The sequence below is a fragment of the Pseudomonas abietaniphila genome, assembly GCF_900100795.1.
In the GTDB taxonomy this organism is placed as follows: domain Bacteria; phylum Pseudomonadota; class Gammaproteobacteria; order Pseudomonadales; family Pseudomonadaceae; genus Aquipseudomonas; species Aquipseudomonas abietaniphila.
This window is the reverse complement of sequence record NZ_FNCO01000019.1, coordinates 115,711-140,658: the sequence shown is the minus strand read 5'-3', so window position 1 is coordinate 140,658 and position 24,948 is coordinate 115,711. Positions and strand designations below refer to the sequence as shown.

The 24,948-nt window shown below is 53.3% G+C and carries 23 protein-coding genes and 3 pseudogenes; 12 read left to right on the top strand and 14 right to left on the bottom strand.

Annotated elements, in window-relative coordinates; all coding sequences use genetic code 11:
- Positions 1–92 precede the first annotated feature (92 nt).
- A pseudogene (locus BLS87_RS28120) lies at positions 93–338 on the bottom strand (Y-family DNA polymerase); the annotation flags it as partial.
- Complete coding sequence (locus BLS87_RS28115) at positions 325–756, bottom strand: LexA family protein (protein WP_074757881.1); 432 nt, start codon at positions 754–756, stop codon at positions 325–327. The pseudogene BLS87_RS28120 and the gene BLS87_RS28115, both read right to left, overlap by 14 nt.
- A gap of 100 nt (positions 757–856) precedes the next feature.
- On the opposite strand from BLS87_RS28115, the gene BLS87_RS28110 reads away from it, so the two are divergent.
- The 3 genes from BLS87_RS28110 (at position 857) to BLS87_RS28095 (ending at position 2,706) form a co-directional block, all read left to right on the top strand.
- A complete protein-coding gene (locus BLS87_RS28110; RefSeq protein ID WP_074757879.1) occupies positions 857–1,573 on the top strand; it encodes an SOS response-associated peptidase in 717 nt (238 codons plus the stop codon).
- Positions 1,574–1,591: 18 nt separating this feature from the next.
- The gene (gene thpR, locus BLS87_RS28105) at positions 1,592–2,161 is read left to right on the top strand and encodes an RNA 2',3'-cyclic phosphodiesterase (protein WP_074757877.1); all 570 of its coding nucleotides are present in this window, start codon (positions 1,592–1,594) and stop codon (positions 2,159–2,161) included.
- A gap of 338 nt (positions 2,162–2,499) precedes the next feature.
- Positions 2,500–2,706 carry a hypothetical protein gene (locus tag BLS87_RS28095; protein ID WP_143024498.1) on the top strand — a complete coding sequence of 69 codons (207 nt, stop codon included), beginning with the start codon at positions 2,500–2,502 and terminating at the stop codon, positions 2,704–2,706.
- A 601-nt stretch (positions 2,707–3,307) separates the two neighbouring features.
- Here the strand turns inward: BLS87_RS28095 and BLS87_RS28090 are convergent.
- A pseudogene (locus BLS87_RS28090) lies at positions 3,308–3,738 on the bottom strand (DUF2254 family protein); the annotation flags it as partial.
- A gap of 246 nt (positions 3,739–3,984) precedes the next feature.
- On the opposite strand from BLS87_RS28090, the gene BLS87_RS28085 reads away from it, so the two are divergent.
- Positions 3,985–5,229, top strand: a complete 1,245-nt coding sequence (locus tag BLS87_RS28085; RefSeq protein WP_074757871.1) for a cation:proton antiporter — start codon at positions 3,985–3,987, stop codon at positions 5,227–5,229.
- A gap of 325 nt (positions 5,230–5,554) precedes the next feature.
- On the opposite strand, the gene BLS87_RS28080 is transcribed toward BLS87_RS28085, so the two are convergent.
- The gene (locus BLS87_RS28080) at positions 5,555–5,881 is read right to left on the bottom strand and encodes a four-helix bundle copper-binding protein (protein ID WP_143024497.1); all 327 of its coding nucleotides are present in this window, start codon (positions 5,879–5,881) and stop codon (positions 5,555–5,557) included.
- 159 nt (positions 5,882–6,040) lie between these two features.
- Positions 6,041–7,603: a sensor domain-containing diguanylate cyclase gene (locus tag BLS87_RS28075; protein ID WP_074757867.1), complete on the bottom strand. Its 1,563-nt coding sequence runs from the start codon at positions 7,601–7,603 to the stop codon at positions 6,041–6,043.
- 764 nt (positions 7,604–8,367) lie between these two features.
- Here BLS87_RS28075 and BLS87_RS28070 point away from each other — a divergent pair.
- The 6 genes and pseudogenes from BLS87_RS28070 to BLS87_RS28030 all read left to right on the top strand — a co-directional run bounded on the left by BLS87_RS28070 (position 8,368) and on the right by BLS87_RS28030 (position 14,597).
- Positions 8,368–10,335: a BCCT family transporter gene (locus BLS87_RS28070; protein ID WP_074757865.1), complete on the top strand. Its 1,968-nt coding sequence runs from the start codon at positions 8,368–8,370 to the stop codon at positions 10,333–10,335.
- 522 nt (positions 10,336–10,857) lie between these two features.
- A complete protein-coding gene (locus BLS87_RS28060) occupies positions 10,858–11,064 on the top strand; it encodes a hypothetical protein (protein ID WP_074757863.1) in 207 nt (68 codons plus the stop codon).
- A gap of 286 nt (positions 11,065–11,350) precedes the next feature.
- Positions 11,351–11,904, top strand: a pseudogene (locus BLS87_RS35390) (NMCC_0638 family (lipo)protein).
- A gap of 47 nt (positions 11,905–11,951) precedes the next feature.
- Positions 11,952–13,142 carry a hypothetical protein gene (locus BLS87_RS28045; protein WP_074757857.1) on the top strand — a complete coding sequence of 397 codons (1,191 nt, stop codon included), beginning with the start codon at positions 11,952–11,954 and terminating at the stop codon, positions 13,140–13,142.
- A 64-nt stretch (positions 13,143–13,206) separates the two neighbouring features.
- Positions 13,207–13,863: a hypothetical protein gene (locus tag BLS87_RS28040; protein WP_074757855.1), complete on the top strand. Its 657-nt coding sequence runs from the start codon at positions 13,207–13,209 to the stop codon at positions 13,861–13,863.
- Positions 13,864–14,264: 401 nt separating this feature from the next.
- Positions 14,265–14,597 carry a hypothetical protein gene (locus tag BLS87_RS28030; RefSeq protein WP_074757851.1) on the top strand — a complete coding sequence of 111 codons (333 nt, stop codon included), beginning with the start codon at positions 14,265–14,267 and terminating at the stop codon, positions 14,595–14,597.
- 776 nt (positions 14,598–15,373) lie between these two features.
- Here the strand turns inward: BLS87_RS28030 and BLS87_RS28020 are convergent.
- From BLS87_RS28020 to BLS87_RS28000, 5 genes are all read right to left on the bottom strand, one after another.
- The gene (locus BLS87_RS28020; RefSeq protein WP_244165911.1) at positions 15,374–15,946 is read right to left on the bottom strand and encodes a DUF3841 domain-containing protein; all 573 of its coding nucleotides are present in this window, start codon (positions 15,944–15,946) and stop codon (positions 15,374–15,376) included.
- Between the two features lie 314 nt (positions 15,947–16,260).
- Entirely contained in the window at positions 16,261–16,842 is a 582-nt protein-coding gene (locus BLS87_RS28015; protein ID WP_083370779.1) for a GNAT family N-acetyltransferase, read from the bottom strand.
- Positions 16,843–16,845: 3 nt separating this feature from the next.
- Positions 16,846–17,160, bottom strand: a complete 315-nt coding sequence (locus tag BLS87_RS28010) for a hypothetical protein (protein WP_074757846.1) — start codon at positions 17,158–17,160, stop codon at positions 16,846–16,848.
- Between the two features lie 97 nt (positions 17,161–17,257).
- Positions 17,258–17,578 (bottom strand): DUF6966 domain-containing protein, encoded by a 321-nt coding sequence (locus BLS87_RS28005; RefSeq protein WP_074757845.1) that lies wholly within the window; start codon positions 17,576–17,578, stop codon positions 17,258–17,260.
- A gap of 193 nt (positions 17,579–17,771) precedes the next feature.
- On the bottom strand, positions 17,772–18,590 hold the full coding sequence (locus BLS87_RS28000; RefSeq protein ID WP_074757844.1) for a hypothetical protein: 819 nt from the start codon (positions 18,588–18,590) through the stop codon (positions 17,772–17,774).
- Positions 18,591–18,882: 292 nt separating this feature from the next.
- On the opposite strand from BLS87_RS28000, the gene BLS87_RS27995 reads away from it, so the two are divergent.
- Positions 18,883–19,098, top strand: a complete 216-nt coding sequence (locus BLS87_RS27995; RefSeq protein ID WP_074757842.1) for a hypothetical protein — start codon at positions 18,883–18,885, stop codon at positions 19,096–19,098.
- Here the strand turns inward: BLS87_RS27995 and BLS87_RS27990 are convergent.
- On the bottom strand, positions 19,087–19,407 hold the full coding sequence (locus BLS87_RS27990; protein ID WP_074757840.1) for a hypothetical protein: 321 nt from the start codon (positions 19,405–19,407) through the stop codon (positions 19,087–19,089). The genes BLS87_RS27995 and BLS87_RS27990 overlap by 12 nt on opposite strands.
- Before the next feature lie 733 nt (positions 19,408–20,140).
- Here BLS87_RS27990 and BLS87_RS27985 point away from each other — a divergent pair.
- Complete coding sequence (locus tag BLS87_RS27985; RefSeq protein ID WP_074757838.1) at positions 20,141–20,767, top strand: DUF1353 domain-containing protein; 627 nt, start codon at positions 20,141–20,143, stop codon at positions 20,765–20,767.
- An 825-nt stretch (positions 20,768–21,592) separates the two neighbouring features.
- On the opposite strand, the gene BLS87_RS27980 is transcribed toward BLS87_RS27985, so the two are convergent.
- From BLS87_RS27980 to BLS87_RS27970, 3 genes are all read right to left on the bottom strand, one after another.
- Positions 21,593–23,401 carry a monovalent cation:proton antiporter-2 (CPA2) family protein gene (locus BLS87_RS27980; protein ID WP_074757836.1) on the bottom strand — a complete coding sequence of 603 codons (1,809 nt, stop codon included), beginning with the start codon at positions 23,399–23,401 and terminating at the stop codon, positions 21,593–21,595.
- A gap of 311 nt (positions 23,402–23,712) precedes the next feature.
- A complete protein-coding gene (locus BLS87_RS27975) occupies positions 23,713–24,054 on the bottom strand; it encodes a carboxymuconolactone decarboxylase family protein (RefSeq protein ID WP_074757834.1) in 342 nt (113 codons plus the stop codon).
- Positions 24,055–24,153: 99 nt separating this feature from the next.
- Complete coding sequence (locus tag BLS87_RS27970) at positions 24,154–24,933, bottom strand: CbtA family protein (RefSeq protein WP_074757832.1); 780 nt, start codon at positions 24,931–24,933, stop codon at positions 24,154–24,156.
- Between the last annotated feature and the right edge of the window lie 15 nt (positions 24,934–24,948).

Sequence of the window (24,948 nt, the reverse complement as noted above, 5' to 3'; positions counted from 1 at the left end):
TTAACACTTGCTTGTGCAATGGGGTGGTGGTCATGGGCGCCCCCTGAGCGTCAACGGATTCAGCCTAGCTCAAAAGCATTCCACCTAACTTAATAGAGCGCGTAGTTGCTGCTAAATGCGACCACGCCATTTCGACGCAGATGGTCTTTGATCTGGAAAAACGGCTGGCCCATTTTCACAAATGGTTTTGCATCGTAGGAGCGCGCGATCACGCAGCCGTCATTGTTCGAAAGGACTACGATGGGAGTCTTCGCAAGATCGGGTCGAAAGACGCGCTCGCAGCTCGCATAGAAGCTGTTGCAGTCGATCAGCGCAAAGACCGGCTCAGGTTTTGTCATGATCGCGAACGCTGTATTTGACGACGCCCCATATGACGAGTTCGTCCCCTTCCATCACGTGACGCGCGGGATATTTGGGATTCTCGGACATGAGGATCACCTCGTTCTCACGCATGTGCAGACGCTTGCAGAGTGGTTCGGTGTTAAGCGCCGCAATTACGATGTCACCGTGCTCGGCATACAGGCTGCGATCAACAATCACCAAGTCGCCATGATAGATGCCAGCGCCTTGCATGCTGTCGCCATCGATCTTCACGAGGTACACATGAGGCGCACGGATGTCGAATAGCTCGTCCAGAGAGATATGTTTCTCGATGTGATCCGCAGCTGGCGATGGAAAGCCTGCGGGGACATGAAACGAGTAAAGGGGCAATTTATCGCCGCCCGCTGCCACTGGGCCGATGATCGTGACGCTCATGATGCAAACCTTGAGATTGAGTAACTGTACGTATATACAGTTAACGATTTACTCTGCTTGCGGTCAATCTCATAAGCACGAAATTTCGACGGGTGACAGCATGTGTGGACGGTACTCGATCTACGAATCCATGGATCACTACCTCAAGGAGCTCGCTCCAAAGCAGCTGGTGATCAATGGATACGACCTCTGGCCGATTGAACGCTACAACGTCGCGCCGACGACACGCGTGGAAATCATCCGTCCAACTGCGGGCGGGTTGAGTGTCGACAAGGTGAAATGGGGATGGGCGCCGTTCTGGGCGAAAGGCAAACGCCCTGATCCGATCAACGCCAGAGTCGAGACGGTCATGACGGGAAAGTTCTTCAAACAGTTGTGGCCGAGCGGACGCATCCTGGCACCGGCTAACGGATGGTACGAGTGGGTCAAAGATCCCATCGATCCGAAGAAGAAACAGCCTTATTTCATAACGTTGAAAGAGCAGATTCCGATGTTTTTTGCGGGGTTGGCTGAGGTGCACCAAGGCCTGGAGCCGGACGAGCGCAACGGCTTCGTCATCATCACTGCTGCGAGCGATCAGGGGATGGTCGACATCCATGATCGCAAACCGCTGGTGCTCGCTCCCGAGCAAGCGCGTGAGTGGATAGACCCAGAAACGTCACCTGAGCGTGCGGCAGAGATCGCAATCGAGCACTGCCGCCCCGTCGCGGATTTTCACTGGTACAAAGTAGGAAAAGATGTCGGCTATGTCCGTAACCAAGGGCCCCAGTTGATCGAGCCTGTTGAAGTGAAGTACGAAGGCCCAGAGGAACAGTAACTTGGTGTGGAGCGAGGTATGACGTTGATTAATGAACCGCAATCGCGACTATTTTTCGCGCTCACATGCTCAGCCCCCCTAAGGAAAGCGATCTCCCAATGGCGTGCGCTTCTCTCGCACCGCGCGGGGCGCCCTGTTCCCGCCGCTAATTTTCATCTCACGCTGCTTTTTCTAGGATCAGTTGATCAGGCCCAGATCGCAGACATCTGCACGACCGCCTCGAAGATTAAAGTACCCGGGAAGCAACTGACGCTAGTCCTTGACTGCCTGGAGGTTTGGCGTAAATCAAAGGCGTTGGTGCTTACGCCAGAAGACGCTCCTCCAGAGCTGATGCGACTGTCATACGCGCTAGAGCAAGCAATGTTGAGGTTCGGACAGGATCAAGAATACAAGGAATTTCGACCTCATCTGACGTTGGCGCGCGACTATCAGTCCGCAGCTCCAGAGGCAGGTAACCCGCCAGAATTTTTTCTTCGAGCCGACCGCTTCGGACTTTACCGATCTCACAAAGGGCAATACACCCTCATAGCAGATTGGCCGCTCGTTCAACCTCCTGATGGGGCTCAGACAGCTGGGGTAAGCTCGTGATGACGAAGTTTCCCCACTCACCGACGAGGCATAATCTTGTGAGCGAACGTGCACAGCGAAATACCCCAACAGCAGAGCTCATCAGAAGCATGCGTGAGGTCGTCTCGACCCTGAAGAGCTCCTATACTTCGTTGTTAAGCGCCTCAGTGCGCTTGGCGGAAGCCGGCCAAGATCAAGAAGCTATGCGTCTCATTGAGCTGGCAAACAGCATACAAGGCGCAGAGACAAAGGTTCTCCAGCATGCAAAGGATGCAGGGATCGGCAGGATCGTGAAATTAAGCGACCACTGACCCGAGGTCTTGGTTTCATGAGGTGTATTGATACAAAAGGATTTGAACGTGAAAAACGAATTCACAGCTGCATTTTCAAAGGTCATCGCGAACCAGGTCGAACTTGCTGGGATAATTGAATCTCTTGTGGCAGCCGCCACGAGCGAAGGGCATGTGTCGGAAGGTGAGGACTTGATTGCTGAACTAGACGAGCTCAATTCACGAGTGACAGCTTTGACACATCACCTCTCCGAGCGATACGTCAAAAGCTCTTGATTCGAACGTCAGCTTGAACCGGGCGGAATCCCATTCTTATTGAAATCTTTCAATCGCTGCTTTTCTTGCTCTCAGTTGAATGAGCTGGAACATCCTCTTTACGAACTTCTTTCTTCTCTTCAGCCATGATGTTTTCCTCTGACGTGATACTGATTGGGTTCTATCCAGCCGCAGCGGTTCACAGCAATTACCTCGGACGAATGCAGAGAGCGGCACACGTCCGTATTGGATCGAACCTCGGATTCCCCGCGCCTAGTCAAAGAATTCGATTAGCTCTGCGGCTACGCGATTCGCAGCTTCCTCCGGCAGATAGTGCCCAGCATTGCTGATGACATGTCGTCTCACGTCTGCTGCGAGAGCTCGAAGTGCATCACGATGTTGTCACCGACGCCACCCTCAGAACCCAACGCGAGTATCGGAATTCCGAGAGGCACTCCAGCCCGCAGGCGGTTCGCAGCGATCCCCCCAGATGAAAATGCGGCCCGGTAAAAACTGGTCGCTGCACGCAATGCACTAGGTGCTGGAAGCTGTCGTGCACAGGCGGCTCCTTTCTGCATTAACTGATTGTCTCTTTAGCCAAATTCATAATGCGACTTTAGGGCAAGATTACGACGCCGATGGTCACGGTAAACAACCCGACTCTGCCCTGCGCGCCATTCGCTCCCGTGCTCAGCGCGATGATTCCTACCAGGCTAAAAAGAACGAGCCGATGAACGTCGCCAAGCCATTCTGCGTCGTGGAGTCTTCCATAACCAAGGTAGTTGCACGTGGCGTCACCCCGCTGCTGGCAGCACTGTAGGCTGAGACCATTGTGCTTAGGGAGAAGGTTGTGACGGCGAGCATACTGGAGGCAATGATCCCCAAGATCTTGTCCACCGCATCTGCACCGATCTGAGTCGGCAGAGGCGGGTACGAACCCTTTGAAAAATATCGCTATTAACGCCGTTGCTATCCCGAGAAGCGAAAAAAGGCTAGCGCGGAAGCATAGCCTTTTTGTTAGACGAGCAGAGCCCAGCGCCATCGAGCAATCATCCTGCAGTTACCTTGGTTTGATGAGCAAGACGCAAACGCGGTGAGCTGGAGCCACAGGCTGCCACGCCAGATGGAGTGAGTGGAGGCCAGAAAAGTCTCATCGCCAAAACGGGGGCAGTTTATAGGTGTGCATTTTGAAACGCACTTTGAAACGTTTTTGCCGTCGAAAGTCCTGCGTCCCCCTACGAGGTTACCAAATTCCGGGCGCAACCTAAGCGAACATTTTCAAAGGGAGCCCTTGGGCCAATGCTGGATATTGTTGCTGTATTTCTCTGTATCACAGCGGTTCTCGCTTTCTTCAATCGTCGGTATGTGGGACTGCCATCCGCGATAGGCGTCATGGGCATTGCACTTGGCCTGTCTCTGCTGAATATGGCCATGGATGCAATGGGCTTTCACGCTCTTCACTCGCTCGAACAATCGCTGGTCGAGTCCATCGATTTTTCAGAGCTCCTTATGCAAGGTATGCTCTCTTTGCTTTTGTTTGCCGGAGCATTGCATGTAAACCTCTCCGAACTCCGAGCTTACCGCTGGCAGGTCGCTTCACTCGCGGTCGTCGGAACGACCGCATCAACGCTGATTATTGGATATGGGCTCTGGGCATTGCTATCGCTCACGTCTTTGGAGCTACCACTTTCCTATTGCTTGGTATTCGGAGCTCTGATTTCGCCGACTGATCCCATCGCCGTAATGGGTATTCTAAAGTCTGCAGGCGCCCCGAAAAGTGTTGAGCTGGTGATCGCCGGTGAATCACTTTTCAACGACGGCGTAAGCGTTGTCTTGTTCTCGCTGATCGTGGCGATGATAGCCAGTGGTGAAGCTCCTTCTGTAATGGGAGCATCGCAATTGTTGCTTCTGGAGGCAGGCGGTGGCGCAATCTTGGGTGCCGCTGTTGGTTATGCCACTTACCTGATGCTCAAAAGCATCGACAGCTACCAAGAGGAGGTTCTGATTACGCTGGCAGCGGTGCTCGGCGGTTACGCTTTGGCAACCCACCTCCATGTTTCTGGCCCGTTAGCGATGGTGGTGATGGGATTGATCGTCGGAAACCAAGGCCGCTCATATGCCATGTCCCAACAAACTGAAAAACACGTGGACATGTTCTGGGAGCTCATTGACGAAATTCTCAATGCCGTATTATTCGTACTCATTGGCCTAGAGGTAGTGCTGATCCAGTTCTCCAACCCGCTAATAACGACAGGGCTGTTCGTCATTGCGCTTACCCTACTGTCGAGGCTGCTCACTGTAGGTCTGCCAATACGTCTGCTTGGACAACGCTTCCGCCTGCCGAGCGGCTCATGGAGCGTACTGACCTGGGGAGGTCTTCGCGGGGGAATATCAGTGGCCTTGGCTCTGTCTCTGCCCGCCGGCGATGCTCGAGATGTCGTCGTATCACTCACCTATCTGGTGGTGATCTTTTCGATTCTTATCCAAGGTATGTCCATCGGAACGTTGGTCAAGCGCGTTATACCCTGCGCTGGCCCACGTTGAGTGAGCCCGCTCTGAGTTAAGCGAAGTCCTGATGCATTTGAAATCGCCCGCTGCCACTGCAGCTATCAAAGAAAGCGGCGTGATTCCCACACCCTGTCACAGGACTGGATGCAGCGGGCCTCCGTTTGAGGCGGTAATATCGTGATCTGCCTCATCCTCGATCAAAGAATTTGCGACGCGCCATGAAAAGAAACAAGAGAGCAGAGCCGCACATACTCAGGAAGTAACCCCGCAGCCAGGCATAGGGCTCGCCGAGGTAAAGCAGAAGATAAAATGGCGTCGCGATGACGCCATTTTTATCTTGGGCTGATGCGCTCGGGTGCTTTTATGCTGCCATCGCCTCACAGGCTTTAGCGCACGACAGACAAGCCTTTGAACATTTCTGACAATGCTCTGCTTCATGTTTGCCACACTCCTTTGCGCAAGCTCGACAAGCCTCGGCACATATCCGGCAAATCTCGGCGGCCAGTGAACTATCCCTTGCCATGAGCTTGGCTGCGAGTAGGCACATATCTGCGCAGTCCCGATCCAGCTTGATGCAATCAGCCATCATCTGAACGTCTTGCTCTTTCAAGCAAGACGACGCGCAAGTTTCGCATGCCACCGCACACCGCATGCACTCGGAAATACAATCTTCGAAAGCGCTGTTCATCAGAGTTCCTCCAGTGTGGATTGTGATTCACAACTTCCGACTCGGGCTTTGCCAGGAAGGTTTCGTAAAACTTTGGGCGGAGTGCCGAGCGTACTCAGATAGGAGGGGAACTAGGGTAACCGCTGTCGATTCAGCAGCGGATCTCAGTGCCCCTCGTATTCATGAGAGTTGCTCGGATCGAGCAATCGCAACCCCGCTTTTTCCGAATTGCTTGATCTCATACATCGCACGGTCAGCTGCCTTAATGAGCGTATCAATATCCCGACCGTGGTCGGGACAGAACGAAATGCCCACGCTACACGAAAGCGAGATTGTTCTCGTATTCAATGCTATCGGCTCCTGGATGGTTCGTAAGATCCTCTTCGCCTCGTCTTCGACAGCCTGTCGGCTTACCGAATCAGCTATGAGTACAACGAATTCATCCCCGCCATAGCGAGCCACTGTGTGGCTTGAGCGAGATGCCCGTGTCATTCGAGAAGCGATGATTTGAAGCGCCTGATCGCCAACGGCGTGGCCTTCCGAATCGTTGATTTCCTTAAAATCGTCCAGGTCGATGAGCAGTACAGCAAATGGAATGTCCTGGGTTGTGTACCGAGCCAGGGCATGATCAAAACGCTCTGTAAGCAGATAGCGGTTGGCTAGACCGGTTAAGACGTCATGGCTGGCCAGATAGACAGAACGCGAATGTTCAGCTTCTGCTTTGTGAATAGCTTTGAAATGCCGCATGACCGCCATGGGGGTGAGAAAGCCGAGCGCCGTCAACACCAGTAAGATGATGGATGTTTCAGGGCCCAGCACATCGTCCAAACGCAGTTGGCGTTCATACAGCAGTGTCATTGGTTGTGACGCGCCCCCAATCTCGACTTGCTGCTCGAACCGAGGAAAAAGCATGAAATCGATCCACCCAGCTTCCCGGATCGGGATCGATAAAACCGTGCTCTCAGCGTCAGGATCCGCTTTGAGCTGCGCCCTGATCCCTATCGATGGATCGACATTACCCTCGTTGATCGCCTTCAACAGCGAATCCGCGCTTATAACCAACATCGCAACCATCGTACTCCCAAAGAAGTTGGGCAACGCCCGTTGCTCTCTCCTCTCAGGACGAATGACTGTGCGTAGAAGGATGTAGGCGCTTCCGCCTTCGTACATGGGGAAAAGCGGCGATGCGACAGCCTTGGCCGTATTGCGACTTTTTATCAAAGCGCTTGTAAGGTGTGGAACCGTCTCTAATCTCACCCCATAGATTTCGGTAGCCTGGGGCAACGGCGGGTACATGAAGAGTACAGGCCAGGTTTCCTTCAAAGCGGTGTAGGGGGCTCTCGCCTGCTCACCGACATCCGGGAACTGTTTCAGCTTGAAGTCTGGATTCCAGGTTCGCCTGAGCAATGCCTGAAAATTCGCTTGTTCCGCAACTGGCACGGCCCGAGCGACCTCAAGCATGTAGATGTGTGGGTAGGCCGCTGAAACTGCCGCTGCATAGCGTGACGCAGACTCCGTATCGCTCTGGTCGACGGCCTGTAGGAATGCTGAGAATCCCGCCAAGACGGCATCGTTGGTATCCAGCTGGTTGCGGACGATCCCGGAGACGTCATGCACGTAGCCCGCAAATCGTGCCTCCTGGCGTTGGGTTTCAGCTTTTATTAGCGCTAAGGCGCAGAAAACAAGTAAGCCCAGCGTGAGAATGATGAACCCAGCGGAAGCATAGCGGCGATTTAGCGGCACGACTCATCCCACATCGCCCACGGCGCGCAGACGTAAAAAGGTGTTACGAGCTTCTGTTTCAGACAGCAGGCGTCGACGTTTGCTCAGGGTCGTCAGCATGTCTACAACGGATCGATCTAAAGCAAAGGCTAGCAAAGGGCCACAGTGGTGTCTAATTGTAAAAATAAGACAGCTTGACCAGGCTGGTTGCAGACTCCTGCAGGTCTGGATGAGGTCAAGCCATTCCTCGAGCAGTCGGCGAATGCCATAGCCGCACGCAATTACCGGTGAGGGTTGGACGGCTGAGGGTAGCTGCTGGAAGAGGTTATAGGCCGGACGTGAAATATCCATCAGACCCGCTTGACTGGTGCGCCGGGCTGTAAGAAGTCACCAACTGTCTGCATCAACCCTGACACCGCCCACGGCTTGGTGGATGCCACGCCTTCTAAGGCGGAACGGCGTATCTGGAATCGACTCAGAGCAAAACTGATGACTTCAATGCATCTCTGAACCGGCGCGCTGATAGCGATATTGCTCACATGGGGGATAGCAACCGCCTGATGTGGCGCAAGCGCCAGACCCTCGACTGAACAGCCTCGCTGGGAATGCTACCCTTATTTCTCGTAATGCAATGATAGGCGAGTCGAAGAAAATTCATACGCCGTATCGCTGAGTTCTTAAATGGCTCAGCGGCAAAACGCTGGAGCTGAAGGGATCACCTTCAACGCCATACGATCCGTGCTCAGAAGTGTTTTTGCTCTGCGCCTGACCCAAAGGAGACTTTCATGACAGCCAAGGCCGACACCAGTCCGAAGCCGACGCTCAACCCACCCGTTTTTTACACATCAGGCGTTATCCTGCTTCTTCTGGTGCTATACGCCAGCGTCTTTCAAAGCCATGCCCAAGTCGTGTTTGCGGAAGTCCAGAGCTGGATTATTACCAACGTCAGCTGGTTCTACATTCTGGCAGTTGCCATCATTCTTGGCACCGTTGTGTTCCTCGGCATGAGCCGATATGGAGACATCAAGCTCGGCCCTGACCACAGTACCCCTGATTACAGCAGCACAACCTGGTTTGCGATGTTGTTCTCGGCGGGCATGGGGATTGGCCTAATGTTCTTCGGTGTCGCAGAACCAGTTATGCACTTTCTAAACCCACCTCTAGGCGACGGCAGTACCGTCGAAGCCGCACGTGAGGCAATGAAGATCACCTTTTTTCACTGGGGTCTGCATGCTTGGGCCATTTATGCCATCGTGGCGATGATCCTGGCCTATTTCAGTTACCGGCACGGGCTTCCGCTTACATTGAGATCGGCCCTGTATCCGCTGATTGGTGATCGCATTTACGGGCCTATCGGCCATGCAGTGGATATTTTCGCGATCATTGGCACGGTGCTAGGCGTTGCCACCTCCCTAGGATTCGGCGTGGCGCAAATTAATACCGGTCTTAATGCTCTTTTTGGCGTCCCTATAACCACGACAGTGCAGATCATTTTGATCATCGCTACTACAGCCCTTGCAACGATCTCTGTGGTAACAGGCTTGGATAAAGGCGTACGCCGCCTTTCCGAGCTGAATCTAGCGTTGGCGGTTTTATTGCTTTTAATGGTCATCGTGCTTGGGCCGACTGTGCTCATCCTACAGACCTTCGTGCAGAATACCGGCGGGTATTTAACCGAAATTATCAGTCGAACTCTGAACCTTTATGCCTACCAGCCAACAGATTGGATCGGTGGGTGGACACTGTTTTACTGGGGCTGGTGGCTGGCTTGGTCGCCTTTCGTAGGACTCTTCATTGCCCGGATTTCCCGGGGCCGTACGATTCGTGAGTTTGTGATGGGCGTGTTGCTGGTACCTGCGGCCTTCACTCTGCTATGGATGACCGTATTCGGCAACACTGCCATTCATATGATCCTGACGGAAGGCCTCACCGACCTCGGGGCTGCTATCGATAAAGATACTTCCTTGGCATTGTTCGCTTTCCTTCAGCATTTCCCGTTCTCGGGTGTAATCTCGCTTGTAGCCATCGTCATGGTCGTAGTGTTCTTCGTGACATCTGCTGACTCGGGCGCAATGGTTGTGGATATGCTGGCCTCTGGCGGATCAGCCAGCACACCTGTATGGCAACGAGTTTTTTGGGCCTCCAGCATGGGGCTTGTGGCCATCGCCTTACTGCTCGCGGACGGGTTAAAAGCCCTGCAGACAGCCACTATCGCTAGCGCGTTGCCGTTCACAATTGCGCTGTTATGCAGTATGCGAGGGTTGCTGAAAGCATTGAAGTTGGACGCCACCAAGCGCGGGCTTCGTTATCAATCGATTTCACCTTCTACCAGTAGCAGTCCAGGCGGCTGGCAACGCCGGCTGAGGACACTAGCCATGTTCCCCCGTCGTGCGCATGTTTTGCGTTTTATCGCCGAGACGGCTAAGCCTGCTTGTGTGTCGGTGGTAGAGGAATGGCGCAAGCAAGGCTATGCGTGCGATGTCGAAGACGCAGGAGACGGCAGCGTTCGACTGCGTGTGGGAAGCCCTGAACATCCAGAGTTTATTTATGAGGTACGACCACACCCCTACGCCATGCCGAGCTTTGTTATGGGTGACACACAGGATGAAGAACGGAAGTATTTCCGAGCCGAAGTGCACTTGCGGGAGGGTGGTCAAGATCATGACATCATGGGTTGGTCGCGCGAAGAGGTGATCGGAGACATCCTCGACCAGTACGAGCGGCATATGCATTTTCTCCATCTCGTAAGCTGATGCCGGATTTACTGCCTGTGGCTTGAGGCCTCACAAATCCGCTTTGATGGCTTTCATCTTTTCCTCCCTCAGCTAGAGCCAGCAGTTGAGAGATTGGACAAAAAAACCAGGATCATGCTCAAAGAATAAACCGACCCGCCACACACCAAAGAGGCAAATTTTTGTGGACAACAAAAGTCATCCCAACGCCCCCACGGCGAATTTCATTAGAAGCATGCGGGAAGTCGCTACAACACTGAATAGCTCCTATACCTCGCTGTTGAGTTCGTCTGTACGGCTGGCCGAGGCTGGCCAGGATCAAGATGCTATGCGTCTCATCGAACTCGCGAAGGGAATTCAATGGGCTGAGTCAAAGGTTTGGCGGGATGCGAAGGACGCGGGGGTCAGCAGGATCGTAAAGTTGAGTGAGCACTGAGCCCCTTAGCTCCGACAACCCCTCGTTTGAGGCCCCCTGTTTGAGCGTATACAAATGGGCTTGCGGGCCTTAGCCTGACCACAACCGCACGCAAAGGACGCGATGACATGGACAACAATCAATGCATGACCAAATGGTCGGCGGCATGGGCTCTCATAGGCGGAATAGTCGTCTGCACAGGATGCATGAACGGCCAGTCGATCACTCACAGTGAAGAAACATTCCCCCACGAACCGGGGTGCAAGGCGAAGGGCGAAGTCACCGAAAAGCCTTGGGCTGAGCTGCACCAGATACTCGATGACGAACGTGGTTAAAAGTCCTTAGTTTGATCCAGATGGCATACCGTCTCTGTTGAAGTCTCTCAGCCGCTCCTTTTCCTGTTCTATCGAGTGCGCCGGCACGTCGTCCGGTAGCGCTTCCCTTCTTCTCTTGGGGCATCGTGGTGTCTCCGTGAGGGAGCTGATTTGGCACTCGAAAATCAGAGCGGTTCAGGGCGAATATTTCGGTTCTGCGCGCAGGATCGGATAGCATCATGAGGAGAACTTCACTCAGCTGTAGTCACAGGTCATGACACCTTCTGCCACCTAGCGCTAAAAATTCATGGAGGAATTTATGCTCAGACTCTTCGTTTCACTCACCGTCATCTTGGGTATGAACCTTTGCCAAGCCAGCGATGCCGACGATCAGGCCAACTCGTTTGCAAAAATCTACGCATCCCTTTGCCTGCAAAATCTGCCCAACCTTGAGGCTCCCCGCCGAAAGCTGGCGCCCATGCCTAAGCTGCCAACTGACAAAGCTGCTCTCTTTCTCGGAGGTGCTCCTGGGACGCATGGCCGGTGCCGGACAAACACGGCACGTTCGTGATTGCCCTACCAAGCGGCAAGAACCTGTGTGCTGTCCATGCTCGCAGGGCAGACGTAGATGTCGCCAATACCCTGTTCCAAAAACTGGTGGCAACTGCCCCTGCCCCATTCACGTCGAGAATGGTGATGAACGAGGACAAGCAGACGGCGGCTAACGGGGTAACTCACACCGTCTCGTACGAATGGTCTGTTCCAAACGGCGCTCGAAAAATGCTCTTTACGCTTACGACTGCTACGGCTGAAACCGCACAGCTTCAAGTGCTAGGCTCTGCAGCAATCGTGACTCAGTAGCCGGTCGGTCTACGCTGATATCCGAGTAACTTCAGCGGATGCCGCCAATGTACAAGACGATCACATTCACCACCCTGGAACTCTTCGAGAAAATATGGGAAACACCTGTGTTGAAGCTCGCCCAGGAGATTGGCGTGTCGGACGTCGGATTAGCCAAAGCCTGCCGTAAAGCAAGTATCCCACTTCCCTCTCGCGGCTACTGGGCCAAGCAACCTTCGAGACGCCCAGCAAGGCCCAAGCCCCCGACCGAAACGGGATCGATAAGCTTCCAAGTTTTGGATAGAGCGTCACTTCCGCCACGGCCCGAGGTTCCCGCGAAGGTGAAATCCGTTGTCACGAGGCTTGAGGTTCCCCAGGCGCTGGTTGATCCTCATCCTTTGGTAGCCAAATGGCTAAAGCAAGCCCAGTCTGCCAAGACTCACGAAGGCCATCTAATGACTGCTGGGAAGCATGTGCTGCGCTCCCACATTTCAGCTGTTCAGGTAGATCGCTCGGCGCTGATTTTTGACACTCTCATAAAGGCGAGTGAGGCACTTGGTCAGTGCTGGACGATAACAGCTGACAACGAAACGTCGATTGAGATCGACGGAGAAAAGCTGAAGCTACTGCTGAAGGAGCGTATCACCAGAATAACCATCCCCCCGCCTTCACCTCCCCCACCTAAACGCGGCGTTCCATGGACACCGGACTTTTTGCCTCGGGTCGCCCCTCAGTACGAATGGGTGCCAACCGGGGAACTGAGCCTGCAGCTGGAGGCAGATACTGAATACGGCACGCGCAAGAACTGGGCGGACACCAAGACCAAGAGGCTTGAAGCTAGGCTGGCGGAAGTCGTCGACGGGCTCGCCTTGATCGCCATTTCGATCAAAGCCATGCGAACCAAGCGAGAGGAGGAAACGCGGCAAAGCCTGATCCGCGAAGCACGGCGACTGGAACGAGCCAGGCATGAAGAAAGCCAACGGCGCTTGCGTCATATGCTTGTGAAGAATTCGAAGAGCTGGCAACGAGCGCAGGAACTTCGCGCCTTCATTCAGGCAACCTGTGAGGCACACGCCCACAGCCCACAGCATGTCCAGGAGCAAACGGCCTTATGGGTCTCATGGGCGTCTGCCCAAGCCGATATGCTTGACCCGCTAAGGGTTAACAGCACATCCGTAACATCCTTGACCGTGACCATCGATAGCTGGTTTACCGGCTACAGCATGATCCGTGCAGAGAAAGATTGGTGGTCAGAGTGAGGCTACATACAAGGATAGAGGTACCCACAGACACCGATGGGTACTCGTCCGATAGGAGTGCTGAATGAAGAAGCCGTCTACTGTTCGAGGTGTTGAATCTCTAGGCCGCACGCGCCTTTCCAAAAACTTTTTCCTTCGCGAGTTCCTGTACAGCGAAATCACCAACATTCATGGCATCCCCAATCTGCCCGACAATCCCGACCTCGCCATTGCAGCAGGCCGAGAGCTTTGTGAGGAGCTTCTAGAGCCACTTCAGGCAACGTTCGGACGCATAGCGCTTCGTTCAGGCTACCGGTCGCCTGCGGTGAACGAGTTTGGCAACGCCAACAATTTGAGCTGCACGTCCAACAAGGCAGATAGAGGCCGGCATATCTGGGATCAAAGAGATGATGAAGGCATGGCCGGAGCGATGGTCACGATAGTCGTCCCGTGGCTGGTTGATCACATATCAGCCCCTACCCAATGGCAGTCCATGGCTTGGTGGATTCATGACCATCTTCCCTACAGCGAGCTGCAGTTCTTCCCCAAACTGAGCGCGTTCAATATCGCCTGGAGAGAGAAGCCATTGAAGAGAATTTCCAGCTATGTCCATCCCCGTGGCGTACTCACAAAGTCAGGAGCCGAGAACCAAAACGGCTTGCACGTCGATGCCTATCCAGGCTTCCCAGAACTCGTGACAGTTGATCGGTTATATCCGCGTACAAATTTTCTAAGGATTTGAGAACTAGGAAGGCCGATAGTCGAGACTGTGAAGATGCACAGCTATTACACATACGTCAGGTTCATCGCGCTGTGTTTTCCTACGAGCACGGGCGCAAACCCTATGGATGAAGCTGGATCCTCGTTTCTGGCTGACTCGATCTGTCGTGGACTCTACATCCCAAATGACGAGCTGAGTGTCAGGATCAGCAAGCGGAGCGCGCAGACGCGAAAGATGGAAGCCCGCAGGGCCAAGACACCAGCGCATGCTGGGGGCTTGGTTCACGACAGCTTGCCCGCAAGGGCGCGCCCGAGCCAAGTCGAGTGAAATTTGAAACCCCGAATCTACCCAGGCAATGCAGAGTCCATCAGCGATACTGATAGAATTGACCATGCCCCAACCCTCCTACACCGAGACACCGCATGAACCCTGAGCTAACAGAAGAAGAGATGCGCCGGGCGCTCTTTGGCAACGCCGAGGTATCTTCTCCAATCATCCCTGAGGTAGCAAAAGAGTCGGTTCCAGAAGTTGTCATCGTGCCGCCAGCAAAACCAGTTGCGAAAAAGAAAGTGGCGAAAGCGTTCACGCCCAGACTGAGGGTGACCTTACGAGTAGGGAATGTTTTCGAGGGAGAGACCCAGGACATAACTCACGAAGCTGACACCCTGAGCACGCTCCTGGCGGAGCAGGAAGCGGTGAAGGCAGCCAGGAAAAAATTCAGATACGTGGAAGTGGTTTCGGTTAAGTCGATGTAGCGGCGATACTGCGAAAAGATGAAACGCGACCAGATAAGCCAAGTCTCTCTAGGCCTACTGCATCGCGCGATGCAAATCACACCCCGGATACTCAATCTATCCTGGCTAAAGCCAAACTAATTTGAGCGATTCTCCTAGACTCTGGCAGGAGTCGATACCTGACGCCGTGAGCCCGAGTGCCCCCAAGAGACGATTCTACATACATGCCCAACCCCATAGCCCGTATCTTCAAAGCCCTTCCTCTCTCAGCTCACATCCAATGGCTCGTAGGTGTACTGATGTTCCCTTGCATCTACTGGTATGCAGGAGAACCGGATATGACGGACAGGCCGCTGGAGCGAAGTGAGGGGCGGATAGCCTGGATGGGTAACCCCAGGCATGGATACGAGTTCCTACTACAACCTGATCAGAGCATCAAAAAATACGAAAGGCTTTTCATCCAAGACGAGCGTAGCTCTGTTCCTGATCGAGGTTCACTCCGTATTGGTCAGAATCTGAGGGTAGATCGCTACGGAGACTCGATAGGAAATTGCTGGGTAGGCGATAAGCAAATCTGCTTTTCTAACTGCGTGAGTGACCTGAAATGCAAACAGGACAAGCAAGCGCGTGACAGCCAGTTCTTTCCTTGGGCAGTCGGCCTCATGTTATTCGGCTACGCGTTCACGTTGGTCTGGGTAGCATGTGGTGGGCAAATCCGGCCAAACGGCAGAAGACCTTCCGACAGCCGCTCGCGTTGAAACAACGTCTTGGGTGTACGCCTAGTCGCGCAGAGATTTTTAAGCTTGGTGGTGGGACGTCAAAGCGTCCCGTTCGATCACAGCTGTCACGTCAGCTAACCTCAGAGTCCAAAAGCAACCTTGGATACTCTTCGCTTCAAATGGGCCCATGTCCACCGCACTTTGATCCAGCTCAAACACCGCTGACCACGATTTCTGCATCCGCTGTTGGAGCTGCACCGCAGCGTCGGATCCCTCCTCTGTACTCTCCTGAGCCCGATCAAAATCTTGCTCATCAAGCTCCGACGCCCAGACGTAGCACTTGTTGAGTACAAAATGCCAAAGGTCGAAGCACGACAGTACAATCTGTTCGGAGGGAACAGACAGCTCAAGCACCACCGGATCATTTAGGCCTTCCGTGTCCTCAATGTAAGGCTCGGGATGGTTCTCCTCACGCCTTACCCAGCACCACCAAGGTGATAAGCCGGGCGCCGGTGAGTGTATCCCAGCGCTGGCGATCGAGCCTTTCATCCAGGTATACGCGTCCTTGAAGATCGGATCGTCGTTGGCTTCGCCGATGGGGCATGTGAGCTCGCCCTCCGCCTCCAGCATTTGCCAGGTCGAACGCTCCATTAGCGTCCAGCACTGTGTTCGACCATTTCTGGAAAACTCCATTTGCCATTTATGAATGTCGGATGTCGGGGACGAATGCATCTGGGGCGCCAAGTTGGTAAGTGACTACGAGATGGGAGCAGTACGACGCACTTGGATCGACGCACATCTCACAAGCGAATTGATTTACGGCTTAGCAACACTCAGTAGAAGACACGGGAATGCAGGGAGCCGGCGACCAGTAGATCGAGGGTGCCAAAACCTTCTCAACACCACATGACAACCAGCCATACGTCCGCAGCATGCCATTTCTAATCATGCTGGAGCCGTCGCTCCTAGCCTTCCTTAAGACCAGGCGCGCCGGGAGTAACAAGTTTCGCCTGATCCAACGGAATATCGTGGGCTAACTTCAGTAAGTCATCTCCAGCCAAGCGGTACCGCACCCACTCCGGTTGAGCCTTAGCACCAATAGATTCGTAGAACTTGATAGCCGGCGTGTTCCAGTCCAAAACACTCCACTCAAGGCGTCCGCAACCTGTTTCTACAGCCAATTCCGCCAGATGCCTCAGCAGGGCTTTCCCTGCTCCTAGACCACGATGCTGATTCGAGACGTAGAGATCTTCCAGGTACATGCATTGGCGGCCAAGCCAGGTGGAATAGCTGAAAAAATACAAAGCAAACCCCACAGGCTCATCGCCTCTCATGCACATCAAAGCTTTAGAGGGAGCTGCCTCATTTGCTAGGTCTCGTTCGATATCGGCAAGGCTGGCCGTCACTTGATGCTCTGCCTCTTCATACCGAGCAAGCTCTTTGATGAAATCCAGGATTACAGTCGCGTCGTTAGCAGTGGCAGGGCGGATCAGTAGATTCCCTGTCACTGCCTGATGGTTGCATGATTGAGTTTTAACGATGTCCATTGGTCAATACTCCTCCCCTTCGTCGCCTCTAAGGCTTGCACCCAAAACGCCAGCAATGTCTCTGGCTTTGCTCAATGCCGCATCGCTGTGGGCAAAGGAAATCTCTCCTCGGCGATAGTCGAAAATCCACTTTTGACCCGATTCCGGCGAAGTCCAAATTGCCGCGTTGCGGTCGGCAATGGTGATTACCTGCCCGGTACTCGGATTCGTCCCCGAAATCTCATTAGTGAGTTGAATGGATTGATCTTGGGCACAGAGCGAAAGCCATTCTTCTAAGGAGATTTCGTCTGAGCGGTAGATGTGAATTTCGTACGCCATCTATAGATAAGCTCTCTTCTTGGTTGTAGGTATCAGAGGTCTAAGGCTTGGTGAGGTCAGCAATCGGATCGTGAGGGATGTCAGAAACGCTGGATACTCACGGTTTCTGCGACATGCGAATTTCCTCTGCGAGCCGTCCTGCATCTGAACGGAGTTTTTCGAGCTTGTCGTTTAGGAAAACGTAGTCGGGTGTGGTGCTGAACATGCCGTCCTCATACTTTTGTCCAAGAACGAGGTCATTGAACGACCCCATCCCACCGTAAGCGGATAGAACGTACTCGATCCCCGAATAGTCGGAATCGAGTAATCGGGCGCGGGCTTTGCAAGCCCATCGGCACCAGTGATCCACCCCCTCCTTATTCAAGAGCGAAGCGATCTGGTCAAGAACGCGGATTAACTCTGCGGTTTTTGGCCCCATCACTACTCCTCGGCAATCACTTAAAGGCCCGCGTACCCAGAACCATGCATTTCTCCATGGACACCAGCCCTAAAAGCACTTTGAAAACGTGCAATGGGACGACCCTTTTCAATCTAGATCCCCCAATAGAAGGACACTGCACGCCAAGCCAGTAGACCTATCGGCACGAGGCCGATCTCAAAACCGAAACCCCTTATAGCTGAGCCACGCCCAGTAGCCAGAGACCGGTATACACGAGGCCAGCAACCAATAAGTCGAGGGAGCCATCAGCTTGGCGACGCCTCCACCATAGCCAATACCAACGACGAAGAGGCTTGCCATCAGTAATCCCCACCACACAGCTTGACCAGGCTGGTGCCACTTCCCGACAAACCTGCGGTGGATCACCAATAATGCCTAACCCCCACCAACCAATGAGCACGAACATCAGCACCGGCGGCGCTAACATTCCGACAATGGTGAAGATGGATGTGAGGATGATGTTGGGCCAGATCACAAGATACAGACACAGCTTAACCAGCACGGTGTGCAAGGTTGACCGCATACCCGTCGGTACAGGCGGTGCGTCTTGCGTCGTTTCCGGCTCACCTTCTACGTTGCCCCATGATGCGCGTTCAGACTCGGAGCCAGATGTCCAACTCCCTTCATTTGGAGATATCGGTTCAATATGAGCTGCTTGTCCGAAACCACTCAGCTTGGCTGCCAAGAGCGCTCGCTCTTTCGTAAGCGGCTTCAGTATCCCGGGTGAATCCCCGGTCTGCATGAACAGAAAATACCTATCGTCTGGATCTCGGAGGATCCGATAGACCTCTGCGACATGGCCCCCCCTCGGACTGATGACTCGATCAATAATGAGCTCATGATCGCTGATGTTCAGGCTGGCTAAAGCACGTTTGAATTTAGACTCGAACTCTTCGTGCCACGGATCGCGGTAGCGCCACACCAAGACGACTATGATGACGATCATGAGGGTGAAGCCTGCGGCCTTGATCGTACTGTCCATCTGCTCCATGCATTTCTTCCGAAGGTGTTTCTGATGTGCCCGAGCCCACTCGTAAGGGATAGAGCTGACGTCGTTTGTGAGCAGCAAGCGGAGCGCGCAGGCGTGAAGGATGGAAGCCCGATAGGGCCAAGACATCCGCGCAGCGTGTGGCTTGGTTCACGACAGCCGGCCCGTAGGGCACGCCCCGGGTAAAATTACACTTTTTCTTCGACTGATCCCATTCGTCAAAACACTGTTGATCCATCCAGCGTCTGAGCCTAACCTAGAAAGAGAACAAATGTACTCCTAACGGCATTCTCCCATGACTGATACCACTTACTTCCCTGAAGATTCAGCCTTCGACCTAGGTGTACCCACTGAGCTCGAAAGCTATCAACACCAATGCCTCATGCTTGTCGATGAGCTCCATGAAGCATGGGCAGACATCAGAAGACTCAAGGGTGATGCTCGGACGTTGGTAGCAATGAACGATGCTTTGATGGCGGAGCTGAGAGTGCTCAAAGCTTCAATTCGATAGCGGCTCCGATGTGATGCAGAAAAGCAATTCGGCGTTTTTGCCCTGAGCCTCATATTCTTCATGTGCAACCCTGATTGTTTGCTTGGCAAAGCGGTACCCTTCCGACACTTCAAGCTTCGACAGGTCGCCGCAACCTTGGTAGTCACAGGAATGGCCCAAGGTGCCATTCGGATATCTTAGCCATCCTTCCCATGCCAGCAGCGAAGCTCCTTTAGCCTGCAGGAAATCCAAAGCTTTTATCGCGTGTTGATAGGAGAGCACCAACTCGCTCTGAGAAGCAGACAATCGCTGAAAATCAGTAATGCTCATTTTATTTTCGTCCAATTACGCTGCGTGCCCACTGTTAATCATTGCATGCGCTGGATGCCTTACAGCCTCACCAGAGCTGAGCTCGAAGGAAGAACGATCAAGCCCAACATCGCTCATGAATATCGATTAGTCCTCACCCTCCCCGTCGCCCCCCAGACCAGCCGGAGAAACAGTGCCTCATATGGCAATCCACTCCTCTTGGAGCAGCTAACGACCAGGATTGTCCAGCGTTTCGCGTCCCGATTAGCTGGACGCGTTTGGACATCTTAGTAAATCAAAAGCGAGATACAAATTCTTCCACCGGGTCAGGTAGCAGATCGAAACTTAAGCGTTTTCCATCCTTAGAATCTGTAGTGATTACAGCTGAACACCTTTGAATTTTCAGTTTCAGTTGGTAGCTCTAGCAGGCTGCGTAACAGTTTCGGCCTCGCCTGTCTGAACGACACTGCCGTAGGCATCTCCCCTCAGGGTGAAACCTTTGCTATACGCGGTAATTTGGTGTGGCAGCATCCAAGCTGGAATGGCAAAAGAAGCTCAGATCGAAAGGGAGCGGACTCATGCCTCGGGGATGACGACGTAGATAAGCGCAGTCGGCTGAGGAAAACTCGCTGACTCGATAGCTTGCTACTACGCTGAGGGCCAGCACCACTTCTTTCTGATGAGGGCTGTCTCACTAATAGTGCGGCAAGGACGGAGAGAAACACAATTCCCTGTCAGCTCTGGAGCACTCATAGTGAATCGAAATCGCACGCTTATTTTCCTAGTAGCCTTAACAGCTCTGCTTGTCGCATGTGTCTCACCAAGCCCCCCATCTGTAGCGCGCCTAGGAGATGGTATTTTCATCGTCTCTCACCCCCTGGTTTACCGCATTCAACAAACCAACGAGGTGATAGAGGTACCTAAGGGATTCATCACGGATCTAGCCAGCATTCCAAGGCCTCTGTGGTGGTGGGAGTCGCCCATCGATCGTTCTATGGCGGCAGCCATAATTCACGATTATTTGTACTGGGATCAAACCTGCAGTAAGGATGAAGCTGACGCAGTTCTGTACCTGGCGATGCAAGAAAGTGGTGTAAGCACCACCACTCGCAAGATGGTCTACCTAGGCGTGAGAACGTCTATTGGGGATAAAGCTTTTGCCGATAACAAAGCTGCCAAAGCTAAAGGTGAGAACCGTTTTTTAACTTCCGCGTACACAGATATCTTGTTAGGTCGGCCTGTTGAACCTGAGGATGATTTGAAATCGATCCTTGCACGCGCAAAACGGGAGGACGGTTTAGCAGCTGTCGCCCAAGTACCACCAAGGCTCAAGTCTGCGTGCAGAACCGCGTTAAGCCTGTTCAAAAACGAAGGGCGCTAGACAACATCCTTATCCAGAACGTCGCGGTCGGTTGACGTCGTCCGAGCGTCAGTCTTTACGGCTTTGGCGATACACCATGGGCACGATGCGGGCATGCTCAGATTTGAAGACTGACGTGTACTTGGTAGGTACGGATCTCAAGCGCCCTTCCCCGTGTCCGCAACGGCGGCTGCGCCGCCCTAGGTAAAACAGCAATATCGAACTTTGACTCTAATCTCAACCGGGTGAGCCGGGAACACCGCATCAGCGGCAAATCATCGGAATATTTTCCGTGGCCTGGGTCAATCTCAGGCGGCTGGCAGTTCCTGGCATATTGCGATATGACGACAACGCTTGCAGGTGGCGCCTATCCCGACGCGTCTCGTTAATTCGGTGACATCGGCAGCTTGGACGCCAGCGAAGAATAAGGCGCAGAGGTCGACAGGCGCATCAAAAGAGCTAGATCGCTAATCACTTTTTTAGGCCGCTGCCAAGATGGTACTCAATCGTGTTCTTAGCGAGTCCAAACGTTCTAACGTCGAATTGATACATTGGTTCCCAGATACCAACGATCAGGACGAAATCGTGCTTCTGCTCCAACCGGCCTATCGCACTCGAAGTATCGGGCCCAGAACGCTTGGAAAGCCGCTAGCGATCCAGATTCGAAAGGCTGACTAATCACCACTCTCGCTTAACGCTGAAACTCTCTGGGTGTCTCAGTTGAGCTGTTACAGCCTATGGTGGAATGCCGTTATAGCCCCACGGTTGGACGGCTTCAAGCAGATCGAACGCTCGCCTTACCAGCAGGGCCGATGGCTCGGGCCCCCATGACGGCTCAATGCCACCTTACTTTACAACGGAGTTTTCTACAGCCTCATCCAACTCAAACAGCCTTGCCAGATCCGCACGCGCCTCCTGCGCGGTCTGCATGACTTTGGTCGCGTCATCGTAAACTGCATGCTGGGCCTTGAGCAGTTGTTCGTCGTGAAGCGTGAAGCGATGGATACGCGCGTCTGCCTGGGCCTGGGTCAAGCCCAGCGCCATCAGTGTGTGTCGGCTCATTTCCAGGCTCGAATGATAGGTTTCCCGCACTGCATGAGCACCGATGTCCATAAGCCGGTGGACATGCTGACGATTACGGGCGCGGGCAATAATTTTGATATGTGGGTAGAGCTTGTGCACCAGTTCGGCGGTCTTGATATTGGCGTCCGGGTCATCGGTAGCAATCACGAAAAACTCGGCTTGCTCGACTTTGGCTGCGCTGAGGATTTCCTGACGCATAGGGTCGCCATAGAACACCGGCACACCGCTGAAGCTGCGAGACAGCTCGATGGTCTCCACCGATGTATCGAGCGCAACGAACTTGATGTTCTGAGCGCGCAGGATGCGGGCAACAACCTGGCCCATACGTCCCATCCCGGCGATCACCACACGGGGTTCGTCAGCATCTATCGCCCGGTATGTCTGCGGCACTACGGCCGGTTGCTCTCTGGATCTCACCAACCATCTGCTTACCAGTAACAGCAATGGCGTGAGGGCCATGGACAACGTGATTGCCAACACCAACAGATCATAAAGGCGCGAATCGAATATCCCATGGTCACGGCCGATCTTGAACACGACAAAAGCAAACTCACCACCCGCAGCCAGCACTAGACCTAAACGAACGGCACATACCTTTTTCAAGCCCCCTGCCAGCCGTCCCACAATAAAGAGCAGTGGCATCTTGACGGAGATCAGCAACACGGTAAACCCGAGCACCACGATAGGTTCACGCATCAGCAGGTCAATGTTGGCGCCCATGCCGACGCTCATGAAGAAAAGTCCAAGCAAGAGCCCTTTGAACGGCTCGATCTGCGACTCTAACTCGTGCCGGTATTCGGAGTCCGCTAGCAAAAGGCCGGCAAGGAATGCGCCTAATGCCATCGAAATACCCGCCAGATCCATCAGCCACGCAGTGCCGATCACTACTAATAGTGCGGTGGCGGTAGAGACTTCCGGCAATTTGGTTTTCGCTACGACACGGAAGATTGGGCGCAACAAATAGCGCCCTCCAATCACCACGATCGCGATGCTCCCTAGTGCGCGCAAACTCTGACTCACACCCTGAGCGACGCTGACGTCCGAATCGCCTCCAGACAATGTCGGTACGATGGCCATCAGTGGAATAGCGGCAATGTCTTGGAACAGCAAGATCGCAAAGGCCAGCCTGCCATGTGGACTTGTCAACTCCTTGCGCTCGGCCAAGTTCTGCAGACCGAAGGCGGTGGACGACAGAGCGAGCCCAAGGCCTAGTACGATCGCGCTGTTTAACGGCTGCCCGAATACAAACAGCGCCAGCATGCCCAAAATTGTTCCAGTGAGCAGAACCTGCGCCAAGCCGATACCAAATACTGATTTGCGCATCACCCACAACCGTCGAGGCGATAACTCAAGACCGATGATGAACAATAGCAATACTACGCCGAGTTCCGAGATGTGAGCGGCGTTTTGCGGATTGCCAATTAGGCCTAGCGAGGAAGGGCCAATAATCACCCCAGCAAGCAGATACCCTAACACCGCTCCCAGTTGCATGCGTTTTGCCAAGGGCACGGCCAGCACGGCCGCAAACAGAAACACGACAGCGGCTTGCAAAAGATTGCCTTCATTAGGCATGGGTATACTCCATGATTAGGTGCAGGAGTAGGCGAAAGAGTTCGAGTTTTACCCCAGGCCACGTTTTCGATATAACAGTAATATAACCGGTAAAATCCGAATGAACAGCGGTTCTAATTAAGCGGTTCACGCAGATGTTCAGCGACATTCACGATCGTTCGCCCTCCCCTCTGCGTGAAGCGCAGCGACTCTTCCGCTCTCGGACTGGAAATTTGTTCGTAGCGAAAAAACCTCAACAGTAGATGAAGATTTCGTACCTCGAACCACACCTTAATTACAGAGATTGCCTGGCATGGTCAAAGTCCTAGGCATTACCCTTTCAACGTGTCGTGTGCTTCTAAAGCGCGTAGTGAATAAATATATGCAGCACCGGCATTGAGTGAAATAGCAGTCGCCAGCGTGGCAGCAATTTCCTCTCGGGTTGCACCCGCTTTAATGGCTGCGTCCGTGTGAACCCCAATGCAACTATCACACCTGGTGGTGATCGCCACCGCGATAGCTATCAGCTCTCGCGTCTTGACGTCAAGTACATTATTTTCGGCAGCGGCCTCACCCAATGCCATGTAAGCCTTCACCATCTTCGGATTACTCTTACCCAAATCTGCGAAGGCTTTCTTAATGTTAGGTAGCAACTCAGTCCAATTATAAAACATACCACTTAATCCTACGCGAATTATCCCGATTGAAAGACTTATAGGAAATGCCCAACAAACTAACAACTCAAAACAGGGCAAACCTTCATTGCAGCACAACTACCACCTGTAAGACTTCAGTGCTCGATCAGCATACCAACCAAAAATAAGCGCCATGCTTGCCCAGAGCACTAATTGGATGCCCATGGACGCAACTCGAAACTCAATGAGTAACGATACTGAGAAACTCTCAGGAACTTCGTCAACACTTGGGAAGAGATAGCCCGCTAATGCGACAATTATCAAATACATTATCGCCGCTCTAACTGTGCCGGCAACTCGGCCAAAACGTACCACTAATTTTCTCCCCGCTGACATCGAGATGACCATTGCCGAGATAGAAACGAGCATCATAAGAAAAAACAGTGTTGTTCGTTTTCCAATCGTCTCCAACAATCCCGCAGGAGGTGGGTTAGGAGGGTATTTCAATGCAGGAATCAAAATCACCGCGACAAATGCGGCGAGCGCCAGCAACAGGGATAAACTACGCGGTCTAATTCGCCCGAACCGACCTAACGAATAAGCAAAAACCAAGGCAAAAATACCTCCCAGGGAAATGCTGTAGACAGCAATGCCAGTGAACAGTCCAACGGTGCTTTGCACACGGCGACTGACCAGTTCTTCCTCATTTGACGAGTCTGTTTTTTTATGCACATGAGCCGGTTCTGCAGCACCATGAACATGCAGGGGGACTGCATCTCCATGTGCATGCTCTGCGCTCTCCTCTACCGCGATAGATCGGGAGAGCGGGGGCTCACCGTAAATCTTAGCGACCCCGAAAGCCAGGATGCCCGCCAATAGCCCAGCGAACATACCCCTCAAGAGCAATCGACCAATCATGAGAGTATCCTTTAA